This is a genomic window from Clostridioides sp. ES-S-0001-03 (genome assembly GCF_020676075.1).
GTDB lineage: Bacteria > Bacillota > Clostridia > Peptostreptococcales > Peptostreptococcaceae > Clostridioides.
This window is the reverse complement of sequence record NZ_JACVWJ010000002.1, coordinates 523,353-543,963: the sequence shown is the minus strand read 5'-3', so window position 1 is coordinate 543,963 and position 20,611 is coordinate 523,353. Positions and strand designations below refer to the sequence as shown.

Here is a 20,611-nt window from a genome sequence, read left to right as displayed (position 1 = left end):
TGTATTTTATTATTAATGTTTTTGACTAAATAGTATCACTTTTATTTATTTTATAGCTTGTTTTATAGTAATAAATAATTTAACAATTTATTATAACCCAAATTAAACCATAAATCAAAACTAATATTTTATTTTTTAGTAAAAAATAAAATATTAGTTTTGAAAACTTTTACTTTTTATTAAAATTTATATCTATTTCATCTTAAAACATATCCTTTTTCAGCCCATATTATTCAATATGAAAATTAATTTAAAATTATTTTTCTTAAATATTAATTATATAATCATATTTTTTCTAAAATAAATAATGTATTATAATCGTTTTATTGATAAATTGTATACATAATAAACTTAAGTAAGAAACCTGTGATTTTCCTCTATAATATAAAACAGAAAATAAGAAAGTATACCGTTTTTTTTAAAAAACGGTATACTTTCTTATTTTCTATCAATCTATTTTTATTCTATTTTCTTCTTTTAATTAATTCTTTTTTTATTTCATCAATTTCAACACCTTTTTCTATCATTAAAACCAATGTATGATATACTAAATCACTAATCTCATAAATAAGTTCACTTTTATCTTCATTTTTTGAGGCTATAATTACTTCACTGCTTTCTTCTCCAACTTTTTTAAGAATTTTATCTAAACCTTTGTCAAATAGATAGTTAGTATAAGACCCCTCAATAGGATTGTTTTTTCTTTCATTTATTAAATCATATAATTCTTTTAATGTATTTTTTTGTACTTCAAAGTCAATTTTATCAGTATCATCAAATAAATTTCTATAGAAACAAGAGTAATTACCTGTATGGCAAGCTACACCTGTTTGTTCAACTAAAAGTAATATTGTATCCACATCACAATCATAAGAAATCTTGACCACTTTTTGAATATTTCCAGATGTCTCACCTTTAACCCATAATTCTTGTCTACTTCTGCTAAAGTAACAGGCTATTTTGTCTTTTAAAGTTTTCTTTATAGACTCCTCATTCATATATGCTAACATCAATACATCTTTACTTATTACATCCTGAATAACAGCAGGAACTAATCCTTTATCATCAAATTTTACATTTTTTATAAATTCTTCAAATTTTTCACTGCATACATTATTACATTTATCATTCATTTTTCCAATCTCCTTATAGATATTTAATTTATAATCTTACTTCTACACCCATTTCTTTTAAATACTTTTTCAAATCCTTTATTTTTATCTCTCCAAAATGAAAAACAGATGCTGCTAAGATTCCATCTACATTAGATTCTTTGACTGCTTCATAGAAATCTTCCATTTTCCCAGCCCCTCCAGATGCTATAACAGGTACATTTACTAAAGATGTTATTTTTGACAGTAACTCTATATCATATCCATTTTTCATTCCATCTTCATCCATACTATTTACAACAATCTCTCCAGCTCCAAGTTCAACACCTTTGACTGCCCATTCAATTGCATCTAAATCAGTTTTTTCTCTACCACCTTTTACATATACACTCCATGAACCCTCTTCATTTTTTTTTGCATCTATTGATAAAACTACACATTGTGCACCAAACTTTAGTGAGGCTTCTCTTATTAATTCAGGATTTTTTACTGCTGATGAATTTATAGAAACTTTATCAGCACCTTTTCTTAAAATATTAGTAAAGTCTTCTAATTTATTTACTCCTCCACCTACACAAAATGGAATATTTATATTCTCTGCAACTTTAGATACAAATTCCAAAGATGTCTTTCTGTCTTCATTTGATGCAGTTATATCATAAAATACAAGTTCATCTGCGCTACAGTCGCTATAAAATTTTCCAAGGACTTCTGGACTGTCCACATCCACTATATCTGTAAATTTTTTCCCTTTTACAACTCTTCCATTTCGTACATCTAAACATGGTATTATTCTTCTAGTAAGCATAGTTGTTGAGCCTCCTTAAAGTCTATCTTCTTATCATAAAGTGCTTTACCTATTATTGCTCCATATAAGTTCATATCTTTAAGTTTTTTAATATCTTCTATAGAAGTCACTCCCCCAGAAGCAATAACATTTAAAGATGTCTCTTTTGATATTTTTTCATATATATCAAAGTTTGGACCTTGAAGCATACCATCTTTTGATATGTCTGTATAAACAATCGTCTTTACTCCTATTTTTTCAAGTTGTTTACATAAAGCCAGAGAATCTACATTGCTTACAACTTCCCAACCTCTAACCGCTACCTTTCCATCTTTAGCATCAATTGAAACAACAATTTTTTCTTGATATTCATTAACCAACTCTTCAACTAACTCCATATTTTCAATTGCGATACTCCCAAGTATCACTCTAGTAACACCTGCTTTTATTAAACTTTGAACTTTATCCTTATCTCTAACCCCTCCACCTACTTGAATAGGTATTTTTATGTTGTTTGCTATATTTTCAATTGTTTTTGTATTTACACCAAATTCACTTCTAGCTCCATTTAAATCTACTATATGTATATATTCTGCACCTTCATTTTTCCATTTATGTGCTACTTCTAATGGATTATCATAATATACATTTACTTTGTCAAAATCACCTTGAGTTAATCTTACACACTTGTTATCCTTTATATCTATTGCTGGAAATATTATCATTTTATCATCTCCCCATATGCTCTTAATATATTTAAACCTACTTCTCCACTTTTTTCTGGATGAAATTGTATACCATATACATTATCTTTTCTAACTATTGCTGGAATCTTCTTCTCATACTCTGAAAACGCAACAAGTTCTTCATTTGATGAATTTGCATAATATGAATGAACAAAGTATACATAGTCATCTTCTTTAATATATTTAAGAATATCATCATTTTTCTTATTAAATTTTAGATTATTCCATCCCATATGTGGAACTTTTAAACTTATATCCAGTTTATCAATGCTACCTTCTATAAGACCTAACCCTTCATATTCTCCATATTCATAGCTTTTTTCATAAAGTAATTGCATGCCTAAACATATGCCTATTAAAAACTTTCCCTTTGACACATGTTCTTTTATTATTGGCACCAAATCTAGCTTATTTAAAGCATTTATAGAATCTCTAAAAGCTCCAACACCTGGAAGTATTAGTGAATTTGCCTTCTTTATTTCATTTAAATTGTTAGAAATTTTAGTTTCTATTCCAGCCTTCTTAAAACCTCTAGATACAGAATCTATATTTCCTAGACCATAATCTACTATTATATTCATTTTATAAGACCCCCTTTGAAGATGCTATTTCATTGGAAATTACTTCGCTACCTTCTTTCAATGCTCTTGCAAATGCTTTAAAAATACTTTCTATTTTGTGATGGTCATTTTCTCCATACAAAAGATTAATATGTAAAGTTACTCTAGATTCATTTACAAAAGCTCTAAAAAATTCTTTAAAACATTGAGTACTCATACTACCAATCGTTTGAGTATCAAACTTTGCATTAAATACAAGATATGGTCTGTTGCTTATATCAATAGACACCATGGATAAAGATTCATCCATAGGTATGTAGATAGTAGAATATCTTCTTATTCCTTTTTTATCCCCTAAAGCATTTTTAAATGCCTCTCCTACAGCTATACCTATGTCCTCCACACTATGATGGTCATCTACATATATATCTCCTTTACAAATAATCTTTAAATCAAACTTACCATGAAACGCCATTAAAGTAAGCATATGGTCTAAAAATCCAATTCCAGTATCTACCTCAACTTTTCCAGTACCATCAATGTTTAGTTCTACTAAAATCTGTGTTTCAAGTGTATTTCTTTCTATTTTCCAAACTCTCATACCTAATTCTCCTTTTGAAAAATATCTTTTATAGCATTTGCAAACATAATATTTTCTTCTTTATCACCAATTGTAACTCTATAATAATTTTCTAGTTTTCCACTAAACTTTCTTATTAGTACTCCTCTATCAATCAGCTTTTGTGATAAATTTTCTATCTCAGAGTAAAATAATATAAAGTTTGCTTGTGACTCATACGCTTTGATACCTATATCAATTATTTCTTTATACAATTTTTCTCTTTCTTTTTTTACTTCATCTATATAAGACTTAACTACTTCTTTATTTTTCAATGCTCTTGTAGCAATGAAATCGGACAATGAATTTAAGTTATATGGAGGTCTTACCTTCTCAACAGAGTTTATCAAACTACTATTAGATAGCATATATCCAGTTCTTATCCCAGCTAATCCAAATGCCTTTGATAGAGTTCTAAGAACGATTAAGTTTTCATACTCAAAAACATTCTCTAACATGCTTTCTTCCCCAAAATCCATATATGCTTCATCTAAAACTACTAAACTGTTAGTTGAGTTTAAAAGTTTTATTATGTCTTCTCTTTTAAGTATTGCCCCTGTTGGATTATTAGGATTACAAACAATTACTATCTTTGGATTATTTTCTTTTACTGTTTCAATTACATCATCTATATTTATAACTAAATTTTCATCACTCTCAACACCTATAAACTTTGAACCATTTATCTGACTGTATATAGAGTACATGCTAAAACTTGGAGAAAAACTTAATATTGTTTCATCTTTATCTACAAAAGTATGTATTATCAAATCAATTATTTCACTTGAACCATTTCCTACTAAAAGGTTTTTCTTACTTACTCCAGAAATATCTATATAATTTATTATAGACTCTTTTAAATCGCTATAAGAGTCTTCAGGATATAAATTTAAATCTATATCGCTATCTCCAAGCTCTTTAACAAGATACTTGAACAACTTTTTATTTCCTTCATTTGCATCAAGCTTTACCTTACAATTTACATGATTTGGTTCGTATCCCTTTAGTTCTCTTATACTTTCTTTTTCTCTCAATCTAAACCTCTCCTTGTCAATTTTAATTATATTTTAGTTATCAATTTCCTTAAACAAACGAATTATATTTTGAATTTGTTCATACTTAAATCTATAACTAGCTCTATTTGATATAATCCTAGCGCTTATATCGCATATATCTTCTAATATTTCAAGTCCATTTGCTTTAAGTGTATTACCTGTCTCAACTATATCAACAATTACATCTGATAAGCCTACTATTGGAGCTAGTTCAACAGAACCATTTAGTTTTATTATTTCAATTTTTTGACCTTTTTCTTTAAAGTATTTTTTTGCTATATTTGGGTACTTTGTTGCCACTTTTAAATATTCATCTTTTCTATATATGCTATCTCCCTTTAATCCTGCTACTGCAAATTTACACTTTCCAAAACCTAAATCATATATTTCATATACATCTGTTTCATTTTCTAAAATAGTATCTTTCCCTGCTATACCAAGGTCAGCAACTCCTTTTTCAACATAGGTAACCACATCTGATGGTTTTACATGTATATATATGATTTTATTTTTTTCATCTTTAAAAATTAACTTTCTTGTATCAGTATCTATACTGTCTCCCAAGCCCATTTTTTTAAATTTTTTAAATGATTCCCCTTCTATTCTTCCTTTTGCTAGTGCTATAGTTAAATAATCCAAAATAATACCTCCTTTTCAATCTTACTTATATACATACTTCATTAGCTCATCAACACTTAATGTAAATCCAATAGCTGGAATTTCTTTTCCATACTCTTTAGTTAGAGAATCATATCTTCCACCGCTTAGAATTTCTTTATATGAGTCTGGATAGTATCCTCTAAACATAACTCCTTCATAATAGTCAAGCATTGTAATCATTGATAAATCAAATCTAGCTTTATCTAAAAAATTACATTCCTCAATTAAATCGTTTATTTGTTTTAACTCTTCAAGTGCTTGTTTCATCTTATCATTACAATAGAATTTTTGCGTCTTTTCAATAACATTATATAGATTACCTTGAAAACTTAAGATATTTGATAATAATTCTTTTACATCATTTTTAATTTTTAAATCTTCAATATATACTTTTAATTCATGGTTATTTTTGGTATATAATAAGTTTTTAATTTGATTTTCACAATTCTTATTCAATTTTAATTCCTCTAATAATCCATTAATATATTTACTACTCCCAACTTCCAAAATGAAATTATTGTTGTACTTTTCAAGTATCTTAATGGCCAATTTTACCACTTCTCTATCTGCTTCTACAGAAGATTCTCCTAAATACTCACAACCTATCTGTCTTATCTCTTTTATTCCAACTGTATTCTTATTTTTATATATAGATGAATTATAAAAAAGTTTAAGTTTTAAACCCTCTTCCCATCTTGGTATGAGGCTTTTTATTATACTTGTAGTTATATCAGCTCTTAACACCATTACTCTTCCATTTACAACCTTTACCATAGATTCTTTTGGGATTTTACTATTTATATTTGTAAATTCATCATATTCTTCAAATAATTGTGGTTCTATTTGAAAATATTCTTCATCTAAGAAAAGCCTGTCTATTTCTCTTTTTAATTTGTATCTTTTTTTAGAATAAATAACCTCATCTTCAATTCTTAAAAATTTCATACTCTCACCCTTTTCATTAAAATTACTCTTACATTTGCAAATTTAAAACAATAAAAAAGCCATATAGGCTTTATACCTATATGGCTATAATTTTCTTTTAAAATTACTTCCCATCATAGATACAAGACCAATTACACTAAAAACAGGGCTTGTGTCTATGAATCAATTTCATATTACAATCCCTTTAATCTATGATGATGGTGATGATTTAATTTTATATTTAATTTTTCTACATTTAATCTCACCATGATAATTTCCTCCCAAATATTTTTTATTAATATTCTAAATTTACAGTTTTTTTATTACTATTAATAATAATATACTTTTCAAAAATTGGCAATAGTTATTTAAAAATTTAAATAAAATATTTTATATGATTTTTTATTTGTACAGTTAGATATTTAATCTTTACTTAATTTGGAAGTTTTGTGTATAAAAAATGAAATTTCGGGAAAAATTGTAATAATTTTAAAAAACTTATTAAAATATAGTATAATAAGTATATCTTAATGTAAAGGGATGATTTTATGTATAAATATGATGACTATGTAAATTTAACAAATGATTTAGATTTGCCTGTAGAAATTAGAAATAAATGTGTTAGAATTGTTAGTGTGTCAGAGAATTTAGAGGATATAATTATAGTACATAAATTCAAACTATATGTCGTAAATGAGAAATACATTAAAGGAATTATGGAATAGACATTTTGAATATGCTATTTTTATAAACAGGTTATTATAAATATAATTGTATTTATAATAAGGAACTGTCTTATAGTAGAAGATAGATTCTATATAAGACAGTTCTTTTTATTTTCTTCATTGCAGAAATTTTAGTATCAATTAACTGGATTCTTAAACTATAAAACATACAATAAAACAGCTAAAAAGTGGAATAAAGAACCTAACATAATAAAAATATGAAATATCTCATGAAATCCAAATTCAGGACTTATGTTTGGCTTCTTAATAATGTAAATAACTGCACCTATAGAGTAAGATACACCTTCCATTATTAATAAGTTAAGACAATCCTTAGGAATTGAATTAAATGCATTTATATCAAAGACAATTGCCCACCCCATAAGTAAATATAGACTTGTAGACAACCATCTAGGTGCATCCATCCAAAATATTTTTATTACTATACCAATAAATGCAACTATCCATATTGCTGTAGTAAATATTATTCCCTCTTCTTTTTGCATAAAATATAAGCATATTGGTGTATATGAACCAGCAATCAATACATAAATCATTGCGTGGTCTACTTTTCTGAAAAATAATTCTTGTTCTGGTGTACCTTTTAAAAAATGATAATATGAGCTTGCACTATAAAGAGCAATTAATGATAATCCAAATACAGACACAGACACTATCATCAAAAAAGAAGTTTGTTGTAAAGATATAGATTGAAAAATTAAAATTATAGTAGCTATAAGAGATAAACAAGCCCCTATAAAATGAGTTAAACTACTTATTGGGTCTCTACCCTTTAAAAAAAATTGATACATTTCATCCTCCTACAATTATGTATTTTAAAAATTACATTTTATATATAGTTTTTAATACTATATTATAAATTTAATTATACCACTTTATATATCTTTTGCAACCATTAATATTGTTTTATTTTCTAAATTAGTGTATTATAAATATTATGGAGGTAACATATGATGAACAATGAATTAAATACCATAATACTGGAAACGCTAAATAATACAGATATAACTTCAAATGATATTCCATCTATTGACCTATATATGGATCAGATTATTTCTCTAATTGACAGTAAACTTTCTGCCAATAAAAGATTTGAGGATGATAAAATTCTCACTAAAACAATGATAAATAATTATAGTAAAGAAGGATTAATCAAACCAATTAAGGGAAAAAAATATACCAAAGAACAAATCTTACAAATGATAATCATTTATTCTATGAAAAATACACTTACAATACAAGAGATTAAAAGAATCTTAAATGGTGTATACGAAAAAGATGATTTCAACGGAGAAGATTTAGTGGCATGTTATGAAAAGTTTATATCAATAAAAGAAAGGCAAAGAAATAATATGCCAAACTTTATAGAGTCTAATTTTGAAAATATCAGTATTAATCCAGAAAATAAAGGTGATTTATTGATAGCCTTACTAAGCCTAACTTCAATGGCTGACCAATTAAAAAGTATTTCAGAAAAAATAGTAGATACTTTTTTCCAAGATACTCCCAAAAAATAATTTTAATAAAGTAAGACTGAAAATAAATATTAAAATACAATACAGCTTAAATTAATCATTATTGTATACAATATAATTTTCAGTCTAAATATTAATACTTTCTATTTTTAACTCTTTCAAGAATCTCCATATCTAAAGTTTACAAATTTAATTTTATTCTATTTAAGTTTTGACAATGTGAACAATTCAAATTAACTTGAATTTGTTTATACCCTATGAAAACGGCTTGTTTAAGTATACCAGTGCCATCATCTATCATCACTACATTGTCTTTTATCTCTACATGGAAATTATTTTCTTGATTACACCAATAACAATCATACTTCTCATTACTTTTTTCTTCTCGCATGATTTTCGCCTCCTTCAATATAGGTTTCTACATTAAGAGAGGTTTTTCCTTTATATTTTCAATAAAATAAAATATTATAACTAAAACTTCATAGAATCTACTATGCCTTCTATTTTTTCAGATGCTTTTTCTATTGCACTTTGTCTTTCTTCTTCACTAGTTCCAGTTCCATCTACTAATAATTCATCAAATTTTTTGATTCCTATAAATTTCATGATACTTTCCACATAATTTACCCCTTTATTCATAACTGGTTTTAGTACCCATGGTATATGTCCACCTGAAGATTGTATATATACCATACTTCTATCAATATCATTCAGTATTCCTTGTGGTTTATCATCACCTTCAAAAGATATAGTTTTTCCATCTTGAATTATACAATCTATATATTCTTTAAGTGGTGCTGGAAAAGATAAACTCCACATAGGTGCTGCTATTACATATACACTTGCACTCACAAATTGATCACAAAGGCTTCTAATTTTTGCAAGTTCTTTTCTATCCTTATCATCTAATTGCTTAGCGGCTTCTTCGCTGACTATACTATTTCTCTTTTCGAAGTATTGATATTCTAGTCTTGGTATATGCTCTTTATAAAGATCTATTTCTTCAACTTCGAAATCCTTATTTTTTTCTATAAATTTATTGATAAACTTTCTTGCTACAGTTTTACTTGAAGATAAATCTTCTGGTTTTGAATTCACATTTATATATAATAATTTTTTCTTCATAAGCTCACTCCTAAGATTATTTTTATATTATTATTTCACAAAAATAACCATTCTATTCTGTAATTAAATTATAAAGTTAATAGAAATATATTTGTTAAATAATCTTAAAAAGTAAATTGATAGAGTACAGGAATAAAACATAATTTATTATATAATATAATTTTAAATATTTTAAAATTCTAATCAAGAAATTACCTATAGTATTTTAGATAAGATAAGTGTTCCATAAAGTTATGTAAATTCCTCTCAGAGTTTCTAATTTCAATAAAAAATGGTATAGTGCTTTAACACTATACCATTAAAATTATTAAAGTATTTTTTAATACTTCTTCTTCCATTTTGCGCTTCTTCCCCTTGCAACAACCTCTATCTTATCTTGTTTTCTTAGATTATTAAAAACTCTATTTATAGTAGGTTCTGGAATATCAGGACACAAGTCCTTTATATCTTCTTTTGTAAAATATCCAAGAGTAGAATTTATTATTTTTTCTATTCTACTAGTTTTTGTCTGTCTTTTCTTATCAGATACATTTAAACTGTCATCTAACTTCTTATATGCAGTCAATATAGTTTCTAAAAAATATTCAATCCAAGCATTCATATCTGATTTTTCATTCCCTATAGATGACTTCAAATAGTTTAAGTTACTATAGTACTCATATGAACTGTCATCAAATATTTTTCCTAAACTTATATATCTTCCAACTTCATATCCATTTTTGTTTAACAGCAATAGTATAAGTACTCTTGCCATTTTTATATTACCTTCTTTAAATGGATGTATCAAGATGAAATCTAACACAAATGCAGAAATTAATATTAATATATCAATTTCATCCTCATCTATCAATGTATTATAAGCTTCACATATTTCTTCTACAGCTTTTTCAACCTTATTAACACTTGCATCAACATTTATGAAGTCACTATTTTTTAAATTATATTCAAAGAATCCACTTTCTGATTTATAGCTTCCCCCTCTGGTAGATGAAAATTTATATAAGTATCCATGAAGTTCAAGAATTGTTTGTGAGCTTATTGGTATACTCTCATAAGCACTGTTAATAGTTTTTACTACATCTCTGTATTCAACAATACTTAACTCTTCTCTACTTTTAGGTGTGACTTCATTACTTATTAATTTTTCTAAATTAAAAGTATTACTTTCTTTTTGATTTCCAATATATGTAGATTCTGAACAATCTACTAAAGATTTTTTTTCTAGACTTTCTAAAATTTCTTTTGGTTGTTTTTTGTAAAGCAGTTGTCTACCCTTATACTCATTTATCTTAGACAACATTCTAGCTACATTCATGTTTACATACATATTTTTTAATTTGCTTTTTTTTGTAAATTCCATAAAATCACTCCATAATTAGAATTTCTCTTCTTTTTGACAGCGGTTTTATTTTATCATATAATTGTATTTTTTACAATTTTTTACTTATTTATCTGAAATTATACTTTTTATTCAGTTGTTATTTCACTTAAACGTTCACTTTTAGGTGTATATCTTTTCAACTCTCTAAATACTACTACACCTGTAATTACTGTGGCTATAAAGTCAGATACTGGTTGAGCTGTCCATACACCCTTTAAACCTAAGAATGTAGGAAGAATTATTACTGCTGGTATCAATAAAATTACCTGTCTTAGAAGACTTAATAACATTGCCATTTTTGCTTTACCTATAGATTGTATAAAGTTTGTTCCTGTAATTGATAAACCTACAATTGGTAACATAAGTAGGTATATTTTTAAACCATCTACAGATATACTCATAAGCTCAGGGTCTTTATTAAATATCCCTATAATTGCCTCTGGGAAAAGCATAATTACTACCATACCCATGCATAAAATTATAGTAGCTACTACTAATGAACCTAAGTATGCTTTTTTAACTCTATCGTATTTTTCAGCCCCATAGTTAAAACCTATAATGGGTTGCGCTCCCTGATTTATTCCAAAGATAGGCATTAAAAATACCATTGCTATAGAAGAAATTGTAGCCATAGCTCCTATAGCTAAATCTCCACCATGAGTTTTAAGTGCAATATTTGATATTACTTGAACTAAGCTTGCTGCAAGTTGCATAGCAAATGGTGACATTCCTATTGCAAATACTGCACCTACTAATCTTTTATCTAATTTTAAATGAGATTTACTGAATTTTAAATTTGATTTTCCACTTATATAGTAGCCTATAGTTAAAATAGCTGTAAGAGCTTGAGAAGTTACTGTAGCAATTGCAGCTCCTTGTATTCCCATATTGAATCCAAATATTAACATCCAATCTAAAACTATATTAGTTAGGCATCCTATTATCATTATTCCTGCTGAAATCTTAGGGCTACCGTCAGCTCTTATTGAGTGATTTAAAGAAAAGGATAGAAGATTTACTATTGTTCCTAATAAGATGATATTTATATATGTCTTTGCATATATTAATGTATTTTCACTTGCTCCAAATAATGTAAGTATTTTATTTGCAAATAATATCCCAAGTACCATTATTATAATTCCTGTAACTACAGCTAATGTCATTGCATTTCCTATAAGTTTCCTTGCATCTTCTACTTTACCTTGCCCAAGTTTTATCGATATAGTTGTCGTTGTTCCTATTCCTATCAACATACCAAATGCAAGTATTATTGTCATTATTGGCATCGTAACACCAAGACCTGTTATTGCAAGTGGTCCAACCCCTGGTATGTTCCCAATAAAAATTCTGTCTACCACATTATATAGACTATTTACCAGCATACCTATTATTGCCGGTATAGAGTATTTCAGTAGTAATTTACTGATTCGTTCCGTTCCTAATAATTGTTGATTATCCATCAAGTCTCCTCCTTCTTCTAATATTTAATTTTCCACATATTACAAGGGAGGTGCATATGCCCTCCCTTAATATTAACTACTTTTTAAATATTAATTTTCTATAATATATATTATATACCACTTTAATCAAAAAACCAAACTTTTCTAATATAAAATTTCTTTAGTAAATGAAAATAAAGTGAATATATACATGAGAGCACTAATAATATACCCCAATTTTTTAAGTTAAAACTATTGTTTAGTACACTATTTAAAAAGAGTAAAGAAAATATGCTATTTACAATAGCTATGATAAAAGGTACAAAAAATAGTATACCTATCTCTATACTAACAATCTTATTCATATTTTTAAAAGATAGACCTATTTTTGATAGATTGTTGTACTTAACCTTATCAAAAGGTTCATCTGTGTATAGTCTAAAATACAAAAAACTAAGAACTGCCATAAACAGAATAACACCTATGAAAATACCCATAAATTGAAGAATTTTACTTTGTTGTAACTCAGCTAAATACATATCTGGTAAGGTTAAAAAATATGACTTCATATCATTTCTATCTAGATTAAAATGTTTTTCTTTTAATGCTTCAGTTATATCAGCACTATTTTGCCAGTTTTCATAATCAAATCCATGAAAGTTTATTTTTGAAAACTTACTTTGTATATTATTATATAAATTATCATGTATAACTATAATTTTACTAAACATACCTGTAGGAAAAATTATCCTATCTGTTGATTCTTTTATCTTTATGTTTACATTTTTTATCTTATAAGCTTTAATTTCTTTTAAAGAATTTATATGCTCTTTAGAATTATATCTAGGAACTATAATGCCCTCATCTATCTTTAGATTAATTTTATCTAATCCCAATTGTTTTGATAATTTATTATAGTTACTCATACTTAATAATACTTCATTATTATATTCAAGCATAGGAAAACTTAATTCCTTATAATCATATTCTTTTATTGTGTTTCTAATTTCTTCTAAGTCTTCATATTTTTTGTTATTATTGTCTTCTGAGAAATATGAGTAAACCATTGGAAAATTATTTTTAGAGGATTTACCTTGTGAAGTTACAAGCGTTAAAGTTGTTGTAAATGCTACTAAAGTACCAGATAAAAGTATTGTCATTAAAAACAATAATCGAGAATTATCTTTCATCTTATATACTAAATTACCTATAAGCAACATATTTATTTTGTTTTTATAAAACTTCTCTCTATTTTTCATATGCTTTAATATTAAAATGGTAAACTGAGAAAAAAATAAAAACATTCCTAGAGTAATCAACAGCGCTATCATGTACATATCACCATTTATATTTAACTTATTACCAAATAGTATCATAGCATATCCTGTCATAAGACATGATATACCAAGTATTCCAAATAATTTTGAAGGTTTTATATCCTTTTTAGGTTTCTTTGTGCCTACTAAAAGTTCAAAAATATTATTTTTGTTTAACAATTTTAAGCTAAGTGGTCCTGTTATCAAAAATAATAACATAAAAGATATAATTGTCATTAGTATCGCTTTTATTGGAAAGTAACTTTCTGTCAAGTTCATATAAAATATTTTACCTAAATACAATAAAAATAACTTAGAAATAGATAGCCCTAAAAGTATTCCTAACATTATTGCTAATAATCCTATTATTAAATTTTCAATCAATATCAATCTTTTCAATTGTTTATTACTCATTCCAATTATTATCATAACTCCAAAATCTCTTAATCTAGATTTTAAGAAATTTCCTAAGGAATATAATATAAAAAGCAGACTAAATCCTAATATTATTAATTCTGAAATCATAAGAGCCATAAATGCAGTAGAACCACTTTGGATTCCAGAATCCGTTATAATTGGATGAAACATAGATACTGCAAATACAAAAAATATCATTATAGAGAAAATTGAGCTTAAAAAATACGCTAAATATGCTCTAAAATTTCTAATTATATTATTATAAGCAAATCTTCCAAAAGTCACTACCTTACACCTCCTATTTGAGACAAGACAGATAGTATTTTATTGTAAAAAGAACTATTCGTGCCTGATTTCTTTATCTCTGTATATATGCATCCATCCTTTATAAAAACAACTCTATCTGAATGGCTTGCACTATATGCTTCATGAGTTACCATAAGTGTAGTTACACTTTGTTCTTTGTTTATCTTAGCAAATAACTCTAAAACATCATCAGTGGATTTCGAATCAAGATTCCCTGTTGGTTCATCTGCAAGAAGTAATGATGGCTTATTTATAATTGCTCTAGCAATTGCACATCTTTGAGCTTGTCCTCCTGAAATCTCATAAGTTCTTCTATCTAAAATTTTATCAATACCTAAAAATTCAGATATATTTTTAGTTTCCCTGTTCATTTTTTTAACATTTCTACCATCTAGTGTAAGTGGCAACATTATATTTTCACCAACTGTCAAAGTATCAATCAAATTAAAATTCTGAAATACAAAACCAAGTTGTTTTCTTCTAAATTCAGCTAATTTTTCTCCTTCTAATTTACTTGTATCCTGTCCATTTAATATAACTTGGCCTTCACTCTGCTTATCAATTGTAGATATTATATTTAAGAGAGTAGATTTGCCACTTCCAGATGGACCCATAACAGCTACAAATTCGCCCTTTTCTATACTTAAATTAATACTATCTAATGCTTTATATGGAACTTTTCCATAATATGTTTTTGATATATTTTTAATACTTAATATGTTCATTTTATATTCTCCATTACTTTTTTATTTTCACTACAGTAATATATTATCTTGAATATCCCATTTTAACCATAAAAATACCCTAACAATTAACTTACATATTTGTAAGTTAATTGTTAGGGTATCAACAAATTAATTAGTATTAATAATTAATTCAACTAAAATTTTAGAAGCTTTTCAAATTCACTAAGTACCATCGGTTTAGCAAATAAATAACCTTGAACCTTATCGCATCCTATTTCTTTTAAAAACTCTACTTGTTCATTGGTTTCTACACCTTCACATATAACTTTAATATTAATCGCTTTTGACATTTCTACTATCTTAGAGATAATAATTTTTCCACGTTTTGTATCTGTTGTTTCAATTAGAAATCCTCTATCTAATTTTAAAATATCAAAAGGAAGGTCCTTTAATAGATTCAAGGATGAATATCCTGAGCCAAAATCATCCATTGATATAAGAAATCCTATCTTTTTAAGCCTCTTAATTATATCAATCAATATATTTAAATTATCAAATACAACACTTTCTGTTAATTCAAGTTCTATAAACTTAGGAGATATATTATACTTATTTATCAATTCAGTAATATTCTCTATAAAATTATCTCTATGTAAATGAACTCGAGATATATTCACTGAGATTGGCACAGGGTTATAACCTTTGTTTAGCCACTTTCTCAAGGTCTTACATACTTCTTCAAATACAAACATATCAATATTTACAATGAAACCATTTCTTTCAAATAAAGGTACAAAATCTACGGGTGAAATAAATCCTATATCTGGATTGTTCCATCTTATTAGAGCTTCTGCTCCTTCAATTTCATTTCCATCATTTAAACTATATTTTGGTTGGTAATATACTACAAACTCGCCTTTTTCCAAAGCTTTATTCATATTATCCTCCAATTTCTTTTCTCTATATAATCGATTTCTTGTATCTTCATTGAAAAATGAATATGAATGCTCATACTTATCTTTTTTTGTTTTTGCAGCAATATTCGCTCTATCAATTAACAAGTCAATTTTTTGTATATCATCACTTCTATTTATCTTATATATGCCACTTGACATAACAATTTTATATTGTGAAGAATTACTAGTACTTAAATTGCATATTTCATTATTTATTTTAGCTAGTCTATTTAAAAGGTCAGTATCAGTATTACAAGAAAGCAATAATATAAAGTGGTCATTATCCATTCTGGCACAAAGTTCATATTTGTTTGTATTGTGTTTTAACACATTTGCAATATGTATTAATATCTTATTTCCTTCAGTATAACCAAACATCTCATTTATGTATTTAAATTTATTGACATCCAATTGAACTAAGTAAAAATCATCCTTATAATAATTATGTAAAATATATATAGAATCTTTTTTAAACTTTTCTTTGTTCTTTATTCCACTTAAGGAATCATAATAAGCTAATTTTTTCAGTTGTTCTATTAGTGTAACATTACTTAATTTCCACAATATCAAAAATATTAATATATAGAAAAATAACTTGATTATAAAATCAATTATCAAGCTTTTAAAGTTCTTAAAGACATCACAACTTGATATTAACGTCCAATCAGTTCCTTCGATACTCGTATATCTTGCACTATATAACTTCCAATTATCCCATGATAAAAAACCACCTTGACGTTTCTCATCTATATTTTTTAAAATTTCATTTTTACTGGACCCTATAATATTTCCTTCTATACTAAACATGTCCGTCTTATTGTGGACATAGTCTTTATTTTGATGAGAAATAATGGCATAATTTTTATCTACCATTAAAAACTTAATAGAATCATCAGAATTACTTCTACTTACTATCTTATTTACATCTTGAAAATAAAAGGAAGCAAAAATAGTTCCAGTTACTTCATTATTTTTTATAATAGGTACACATATAATAAATACTTTATCTCCTGTAACCTTACTAACTGTAATGTCAGAAATCACCATTTTCTTTGTTTCTAATACCTTCTGAAAATGAGTTCGGTCTTTTATTGTCCCAACCCTTTCTTTATATGTACTTGAAGTATTCCCTTGTGCATCAGTTATTCCAAGCATAAAAAGGTTATATTGTTTTTGATAAGGTCTTAATAACTTACCTTTTTCAATTAGAGAAGTTCTGGCATCAGAAAATCTATCGTCTTGACTAAGAGCTTTTAATAAGGATGCATTGACACTTAAATAATTTTCTAATTCTCTTTTTGAGGCTTCAATCATATTTTTAGAAGCAACCTCCATAGAATTACTTGCATATATAATTGTACTTGTAAAATCAATTAAAATTAATAACATCCATAAAATTAATATATACCTAAAAACTAATCCATCAAATATTTTTTCTCTTTTTCTCATATTTAAACACCATTAATTATACTATTGTAATACATACTCAATCGGCTCTTTAATAACTTGTGACATTACTCTATGTGAATAATCCAAAAGTATTCTTTCTTTAAATTTATATGAATCCTTTATACGAGATTCATAATTTAAAACTGGCACATTTAATTTTTCAATTTTATATAGGAAAGGCCTATATTCTAATGATGGTATATTATTTTTTAAGTAATTTATACTTGCTTTATCTAAAATGCTTACATTTTCAATATCTGTTGCACTAATATATGTAACCGTTATACCAAAAATATTCTTTTTAGGTATAAGTTCTAATGTCAAGTTTGATAACTCTGATTCTGCCAACCACACATTATTTCCCCCTTATAAAATCTTTATTCGATATTATTTTACCATAATTAAACAAAATTATGTTGCTTAATAGTAAATATTACAATAGTAACTATGACTTTATTATATAATTTTTCAAAAAAATATACCAAGCTAGAGATTATTCTAACTTGGTATATTTAATTTACAAATTAAGCATTAACTTTTGCTTTTAAATATTCATCTATTGAAGCTGCTGCAGTTTTACCAGCACCCATTGCAGATATTACTGTTGCTGCTCCAGTAACAGCGTCTCCACCTGCAAATACACCTTCTTTAGAAGTTTGACCATTTTCATCTGTTATTAAGCATCTTCTCTTATTTATATCAAGGCTCTTTGTTGTAGAAGATATTAATGGATTTGGACTTGTTCCAAGTGACATTATAACTGTATCTACATCAAGTACAAATTCAGAACCTTCTATTTCTATAGGTCTTCTTCTTCCAGAATCATCTGGTTCTCCTAATTCCATTCTTATACAAACCATACCTTTAACATATCCATTTTCATCTACTAAAATTTCTTTAGGATTTGTCAATGTATTAAATATAATTCCTTCTTCTTTTGCATGATGTACTTCTTCAGCTCTCGCTGGAAGCTCTTTTTCACTTCTTCTATAAACTATATATGATTCTGAACCTAATCTTAATGCAGTTCTAGCAGCATCCATAGCAACATTTCCACCACCAACTACAGCAACTTTTTTACCAGAACTAATAGGTGTATCATAATCATCTCTATAAGCTTTCATTAAGTTTACTCTAGTTAAAAACTCATTTGCAGAAAATACTCCATTAGCATTTTCTCCTGGTATATTCATAAACATAGGAAGACCAGCTCCTGAACCTATGAATATAGCTTCAAATCCTTCATCTTCTATAAGTTCATCTACTGTTATTGTTTTACCAACAATTACATTAGTTTCTATTTTTACACCTAATTTTCTTATATTATCTATTTCAGGTTGAACAACAGCTTGTTTTGGAAGTCTAAATTCAGGTATTCCATAAGTTAAAACTCCACCTGGTTCATGCATTGCTTCAAATATTGTTACATCATAGCCTTTTTTAGCTAAGTCACCAGCACAAGCAAGACCTGCTGGTCCACTTCCTATTACAGCTACTTTTTGATTTTTCTTAGGTTCTGTATCAGATAAGTTTATATCATTTTCTTTTGACCAATCTGCTACAAATCTTTCCAATTTTCCTATTGATACTGCATCTGATTTTATTCCAAGTATACATACACCTTCACATTGACTTTCTTGTGGACATACTCTACCACAAACAGCAGGTAGTGAACTACTCTTGGCTATTACTTTAGCAGCACCTTCTATATCATCTTCTTTAATTTTTGTTATAAATCCTGGGATATCAATTCCTACTGGACATCCACCTACACATTTTGGTTTTTTACATCCTAGACATCTATTAGCTTCCGCCATAGCTTCTTCTCTATTGTATCCTAAACATACTTCATCAAAGTTTGCTGCTCTTACAGCAGGTTCTTGTTCTCTAACTGGTACTTTTACTTTTTTAGCATCCATTATTTGTTACCTCCACATCCACAATTACTATGATGATGACTATCGCCTTCTTCAAGTTTTAACATAGCTCTTCCTTCTTGAGTTTTGTACATAGATTGTCTTCTCATAGCTTGGTCAAAATCAACTAAATGTCCATCAAATTCAGGACCATCTACACATGCAAACTTAGTCTCATTTCCAACACTAACTCTACAACCACCACACATACCTGTTCCATCAATCATTATTGTATTTAAACTTACTATAGTAGGTATGTTTAATTCTTTAGTCAATTGACACATAAATTTCATCATTATCATTGGTCCAATTACTATTGCTTGGTCATATTTTTTGCCTTGATTATCAACCAAATCTTTTAATAAATCTGTAACTCTTCCATCAAATCCATATGTACCATCATCTGTTGATATGTATACATTTTTAGCTACTTTTCTCATATCATCTTCTAATATGATTAATTCTTTAGTTCTTGCACCAATTATTACATCTACATCTAATCCATTCTCTTTAAACCATTTAACTTGTGGATACACTGGAGCAGAACCTACTCCACCAGCTACAAATAGGATTTTTTTATTTTTTAATTCTTCTATATCTTCATGTATGAATTCACTTGCTTGTCCTAATGGCCCTACAAAGTCCATTACAAAATCGTTTTCTTCAAACATTGCTAATTTCTTAGTTGAAGCACCAACTGTTTGGAATACGATAGTTACTGTTCCTTTTTCTCTATCATAATCAGCTATTGTAAGAGGAATTCTTTCTCCCTTTTCATCATTTTTAATTATTATAAATTGACCAGGCTGAGAAGATTTTGCAACTCTAGGAGCCTCTATTTCCATCAAATAAATACTATCTGTTAATTGTCTCTTACTAACTATTTTATTACTCATCTCGCTATTCTCCATTCTAACAAATATATTTTTCCCACTT

Annotated in this window: 21 protein-coding genes; 2 read left to right on the top strand and 19 right to left on the bottom strand. The window is 27.1% G+C overall.

The window, feature by feature from the left end; genetic code table 11:
- Window positions 1–464 precede the first annotated feature (464 nt).
- Genes hisIE through IC174_RS05685 form a run of 8 tightly spaced genes read right to left on the bottom strand, consistent with a single transcriptional unit; the run spans window position 465 to window position 6,484 of the window.
- A complete protein-coding gene (hisIE, locus tag IC174_RS05720; protein WP_227482356.1) occupies window positions 465–1,133 on the bottom strand; it encodes a bifunctional phosphoribosyl-AMP cyclohydrolase/phosphoribosyl-ATP diphosphatase HisIE in 669 nt (222 codons plus the stop codon).
- Between the two features lie 28 nt (window positions 1,134–1,161).
- Window positions 1,162–1,920, bottom strand: a complete 759-nt coding sequence (gene hisF / locus IC174_RS05715; protein WP_227482355.1) for an imidazole glycerol phosphate synthase subunit HisF — start codon at window positions 1,918–1,920, stop codon at window positions 1,162–1,164.
- Entirely contained in the window at window positions 1,902–2,624 is a 723-nt protein-coding gene (hisA, locus tag IC174_RS05710) for a 1-(5-phosphoribosyl)-5-[(5-phosphoribosylamino)methylideneamino]imidazole-4-carboxamide isomerase (RefSeq protein WP_227482354.1), read from the bottom strand. Before hisA ends, hisF begins: the two co-directional genes overlap by 19 nt.
- Complete coding sequence (gene hisH / locus IC174_RS05705) at window positions 2,621–3,226, bottom strand: imidazole glycerol phosphate synthase subunit HisH (protein ID WP_227482353.1); 606 nt, start codon at window positions 3,224–3,226, stop codon at window positions 2,621–2,623. The genes hisA and hisH overlap by 4 nt, the downstream gene beginning before the upstream one ends.
- Before the next feature lies 1 nt (window position 3,227).
- Window positions 3,228–3,806, bottom strand: coding sequence for an imidazoleglycerol-phosphate dehydratase HisB (gene hisB / locus IC174_RS05700; protein ID WP_227432940.1), 579 nt, complete (start codon window positions 3,804–3,806; stop codon window positions 3,228–3,230).
- Window positions 3,807–3,808: 2 nt separating this feature from the next.
- The gene (gene hisC / locus IC174_RS05695; RefSeq protein WP_227482352.1) at window positions 3,809–4,858 is read right to left on the bottom strand and encodes a histidinol-phosphate transaminase; all 1,050 of its coding nucleotides are present in this window, start codon (window positions 4,856–4,858) and stop codon (window positions 3,809–3,811) included.
- Window positions 4,859–4,891: 33 nt separating this feature from the next.
- Complete coding sequence (hisG, locus tag IC174_RS05690; protein WP_227432938.1) at window positions 4,892–5,518, bottom strand: ATP phosphoribosyltransferase; 627 nt, start codon at window positions 5,516–5,518, stop codon at window positions 4,892–4,894.
- 21 nt (window positions 5,519–5,539) lie between these two features.
- A complete protein-coding gene (locus IC174_RS05685; protein WP_227482351.1) occupies window positions 5,540–6,484 on the bottom strand; it encodes an ATP phosphoribosyltransferase regulatory subunit in 945 nt (314 codons plus the stop codon).
- Between the two features lie 527 nt (window positions 6,485–7,011).
- Here IC174_RS05685 and IC174_RS05680 point away from each other — a divergent pair.
- A complete protein-coding gene (locus IC174_RS05680) occupies window positions 7,012–7,188 on the top strand; it encodes a hypothetical protein (RefSeq protein WP_003420092.1) in 177 nt (58 codons plus the stop codon).
- Between the two features lie 158 nt (window positions 7,189–7,346).
- On the opposite strand, the gene trhA is transcribed toward IC174_RS05680, so the two are convergent.
- Window positions 7,347–8,000, bottom strand: coding sequence for a PAQR family membrane homeostasis protein TrhA (trhA, locus tag IC174_RS05675; RefSeq protein WP_227482350.1), 654 nt, complete (start codon window positions 7,998–8,000; stop codon window positions 7,347–7,349).
- 159 nt (window positions 8,001–8,159) lie between these two features.
- Between trhA and IC174_RS05670 the strand changes: the two genes are divergently transcribed.
- The gene (locus IC174_RS05670; protein ID WP_413927178.1) at window positions 8,160–8,726 is read left to right on the top strand and encodes a DUF1836 domain-containing protein; all 567 of its coding nucleotides are present in this window, start codon (window positions 8,160–8,162) and stop codon (window positions 8,724–8,726) included.
- 139 nt (window positions 8,727–8,865) lie between these two features.
- On the opposite strand, the gene IC174_RS05665 is transcribed toward IC174_RS05670, so the two are convergent.
- The 10 genes from IC174_RS05665 to IC174_RS05620 all read right to left on the bottom strand — a co-directional run bounded on the left by IC174_RS05665 (window position 8,866) and on the right by IC174_RS05620 (window position 20,571).
- Window positions 8,866–9,075, bottom strand: a complete 210-nt coding sequence (locus IC174_RS05665; protein WP_227432931.1) for a hypothetical protein — start codon at window positions 9,073–9,075, stop codon at window positions 8,866–8,868.
- An 80-nt stretch (window positions 9,076–9,155) separates the two neighbouring features.
- On the bottom strand, window positions 9,156–9,809 hold the full coding sequence (locus tag IC174_RS05660) for an FMN-dependent NADH-azoreductase (RefSeq protein ID WP_227432929.1): 654 nt from the start codon (window positions 9,807–9,809) through the stop codon (window positions 9,156–9,158).
- Between the two features lie 319 nt (window positions 9,810–10,128).
- Window positions 10,129–11,169 (bottom strand): Fic family protein, encoded by a 1,041-nt coding sequence (locus IC174_RS05655; RefSeq protein ID WP_227432928.1) that lies wholly within the window; start codon window positions 11,167–11,169, stop codon window positions 10,129–10,131.
- A gap of 107 nt (window positions 11,170–11,276) precedes the next feature.
- Window positions 11,277–12,650 (bottom strand): MATE family efflux transporter, encoded by a 1,374-nt coding sequence (locus IC174_RS05650; protein ID WP_227482349.1) that lies wholly within the window; start codon window positions 12,648–12,650, stop codon window positions 11,277–11,279.
- 122 nt (window positions 12,651–12,772) lie between these two features.
- Entirely contained in the window at window positions 12,773–14,647 is a 1,875-nt protein-coding gene (locus IC174_RS05645) for an ABC transporter permease (RefSeq protein ID WP_227482348.1), read from the bottom strand.
- The gene (locus IC174_RS05640; protein ID WP_227482347.1) at window positions 14,647–15,393 is read right to left on the bottom strand and encodes an ABC transporter ATP-binding protein; all 747 of its coding nucleotides are present in this window, start codon (window positions 15,391–15,393) and stop codon (window positions 14,647–14,649) included. Before IC174_RS05640 ends, IC174_RS05645 begins: the two co-directional genes overlap by 1 nt.
- 155 nt (window positions 15,394–15,548) lie before the next feature.
- Window positions 15,549–17,759, bottom strand: a complete 2,211-nt coding sequence (locus IC174_RS05635; protein WP_227482346.1) for an EAL domain-containing protein — start codon at window positions 17,757–17,759, stop codon at window positions 15,549–15,551.
- A 21-nt stretch (window positions 17,760–17,780) separates the two neighbouring features.
- Window positions 17,781–18,113: a hypothetical protein gene (locus tag IC174_RS05630; protein WP_227482345.1), complete on the bottom strand. Its 333-nt coding sequence runs from the start codon at window positions 18,111–18,113 to the stop codon at window positions 17,781–17,783.
- Window positions 18,114–18,283: 170 nt separating this feature from the next.
- The gene (gene gltA / locus IC174_RS05625) at window positions 18,284–19,678 is read right to left on the bottom strand and encodes an NADPH-dependent glutamate synthase (RefSeq protein WP_227482344.1); all 1,395 of its coding nucleotides are present in this window, start codon (window positions 19,676–19,678) and stop codon (window positions 18,284–18,286) included.
- Window positions 19,678–20,571, bottom strand: a complete 894-nt coding sequence (locus IC174_RS05620) for a sulfide/dihydroorotate dehydrogenase-like FAD/NAD-binding protein (protein ID WP_227482343.1) — start codon at window positions 20,569–20,571, stop codon at window positions 19,678–19,680. Before IC174_RS05620 ends, gltA begins: the two co-directional genes overlap by 1 nt.
- Window positions 20,572–20,611: the final 40 nt, after the last annotated feature.

What these genes read in the sequence shown, in the direction of transcription:
- hisIE (WP_227482356.1), bottom strand. Translation starts at nt 1,133, where the DNA reads ATGAATGATAAATGTAATAATGTATGCAGTGAAAAATTTGAAGAATTT.
- trhA (WP_227482350.1), bottom strand. Translation starts at nt 8,000, where the DNA reads ATGTATCAATTTTTTTTAAAGGGTAGAGACCCAATAAGTAGTTTAACT.
- IC174_RS05680 (WP_003420092.1), top strand. Translation starts at nt 7,012, where the DNA reads ATGTATAAATATGATGACTATGTAAATTTAACAAATGATTTAGATTTG.
- IC174_RS05660 (WP_227432929.1), bottom strand. Translation starts at nt 9,809, where the DNA reads ATGAAGAAAAAATTATTATATATAAATGTGAATTCAAAACCAGAAGAT.
- hisA (WP_227482354.1), bottom strand. Translation starts at nt 2,624, where the DNA reads ATGATAATATTTCCAGCAATAGATATAAAGGATAACAAGTGTGTAAGA.
- IC174_RS05650 (WP_227482349.1), bottom strand. Translation starts at nt 12,650, where the DNA reads ATGGATAATCAACAATTATTAGGAACGGAACGAATCAGTAAATTACTA.
- hisH (WP_227482353.1), bottom strand. Translation starts at nt 3,226, where the DNA reads ATGAATATAATAGTAGATTATGGTCTAGGAAATATAGATTCTGTATCT.
- IC174_RS05655 (WP_227432928.1), bottom strand. Translation starts at nt 11,169, where the DNA reads ATGGAATTTACAAAAAAAAGCAAATTAAAAAATATGTATGTAAACATG.
- hisB (WP_227432940.1), bottom strand. Translation starts at nt 3,806, where the DNA reads ATGAGAGTTTGGAAAATAGAAAGAAATACACTTGAAACACAGATTTTA.
- IC174_RS05635 (WP_227482346.1), bottom strand. Translation starts at nt 17,759, where the DNA reads ATGAGAAAAAGAGAAAAAATATTTGATGGATTAGTTTTTAGGTATATA.
- IC174_RS05665 (WP_227432931.1), bottom strand. Translation starts at nt 9,075, where the DNA reads ATGCGAGAAGAAAAAAGTAATGAGAAGTATGATTGTTATTGGTGTAAT.
- IC174_RS05640 (WP_227482347.1), bottom strand. Translation starts at nt 15,393, where the DNA reads ATGAACATATTAAGTATTAAAAATATATCAAAAACATATTATGGAAAA.
- gltA (WP_227482344.1), bottom strand. Translation starts at nt 19,678, where the DNA reads ATGGATGCTAAAAAAGTAAAAGTACCAGTTAGAGAACAAGAACCTGCT.
- IC174_RS05620 (WP_227482343.1), bottom strand. Translation starts at nt 20,571, where the DNA reads ATGAGTAATAAAATAGTTAGTAAGAGACAATTAACAGATAGTATTTAT.
- hisF (WP_227482355.1), bottom strand. Translation starts at nt 1,920, where the DNA reads ATGCTTACTAGAAGAATAATACCATGTTTAGATGTACGAAATGGAAGA.
- IC174_RS05685 (WP_227482351.1), bottom strand. Translation starts at nt 6,484, where the DNA reads ATGAAATTTTTAAGAATTGAAGATGAGGTTATTTATTCTAAAAAAAGA.
- IC174_RS05670 (WP_413927178.1), top strand. Translation starts at nt 8,160, where the DNA reads ATGATGAACAATGAATTAAATACCATAATACTGGAAACGCTAAATAAT.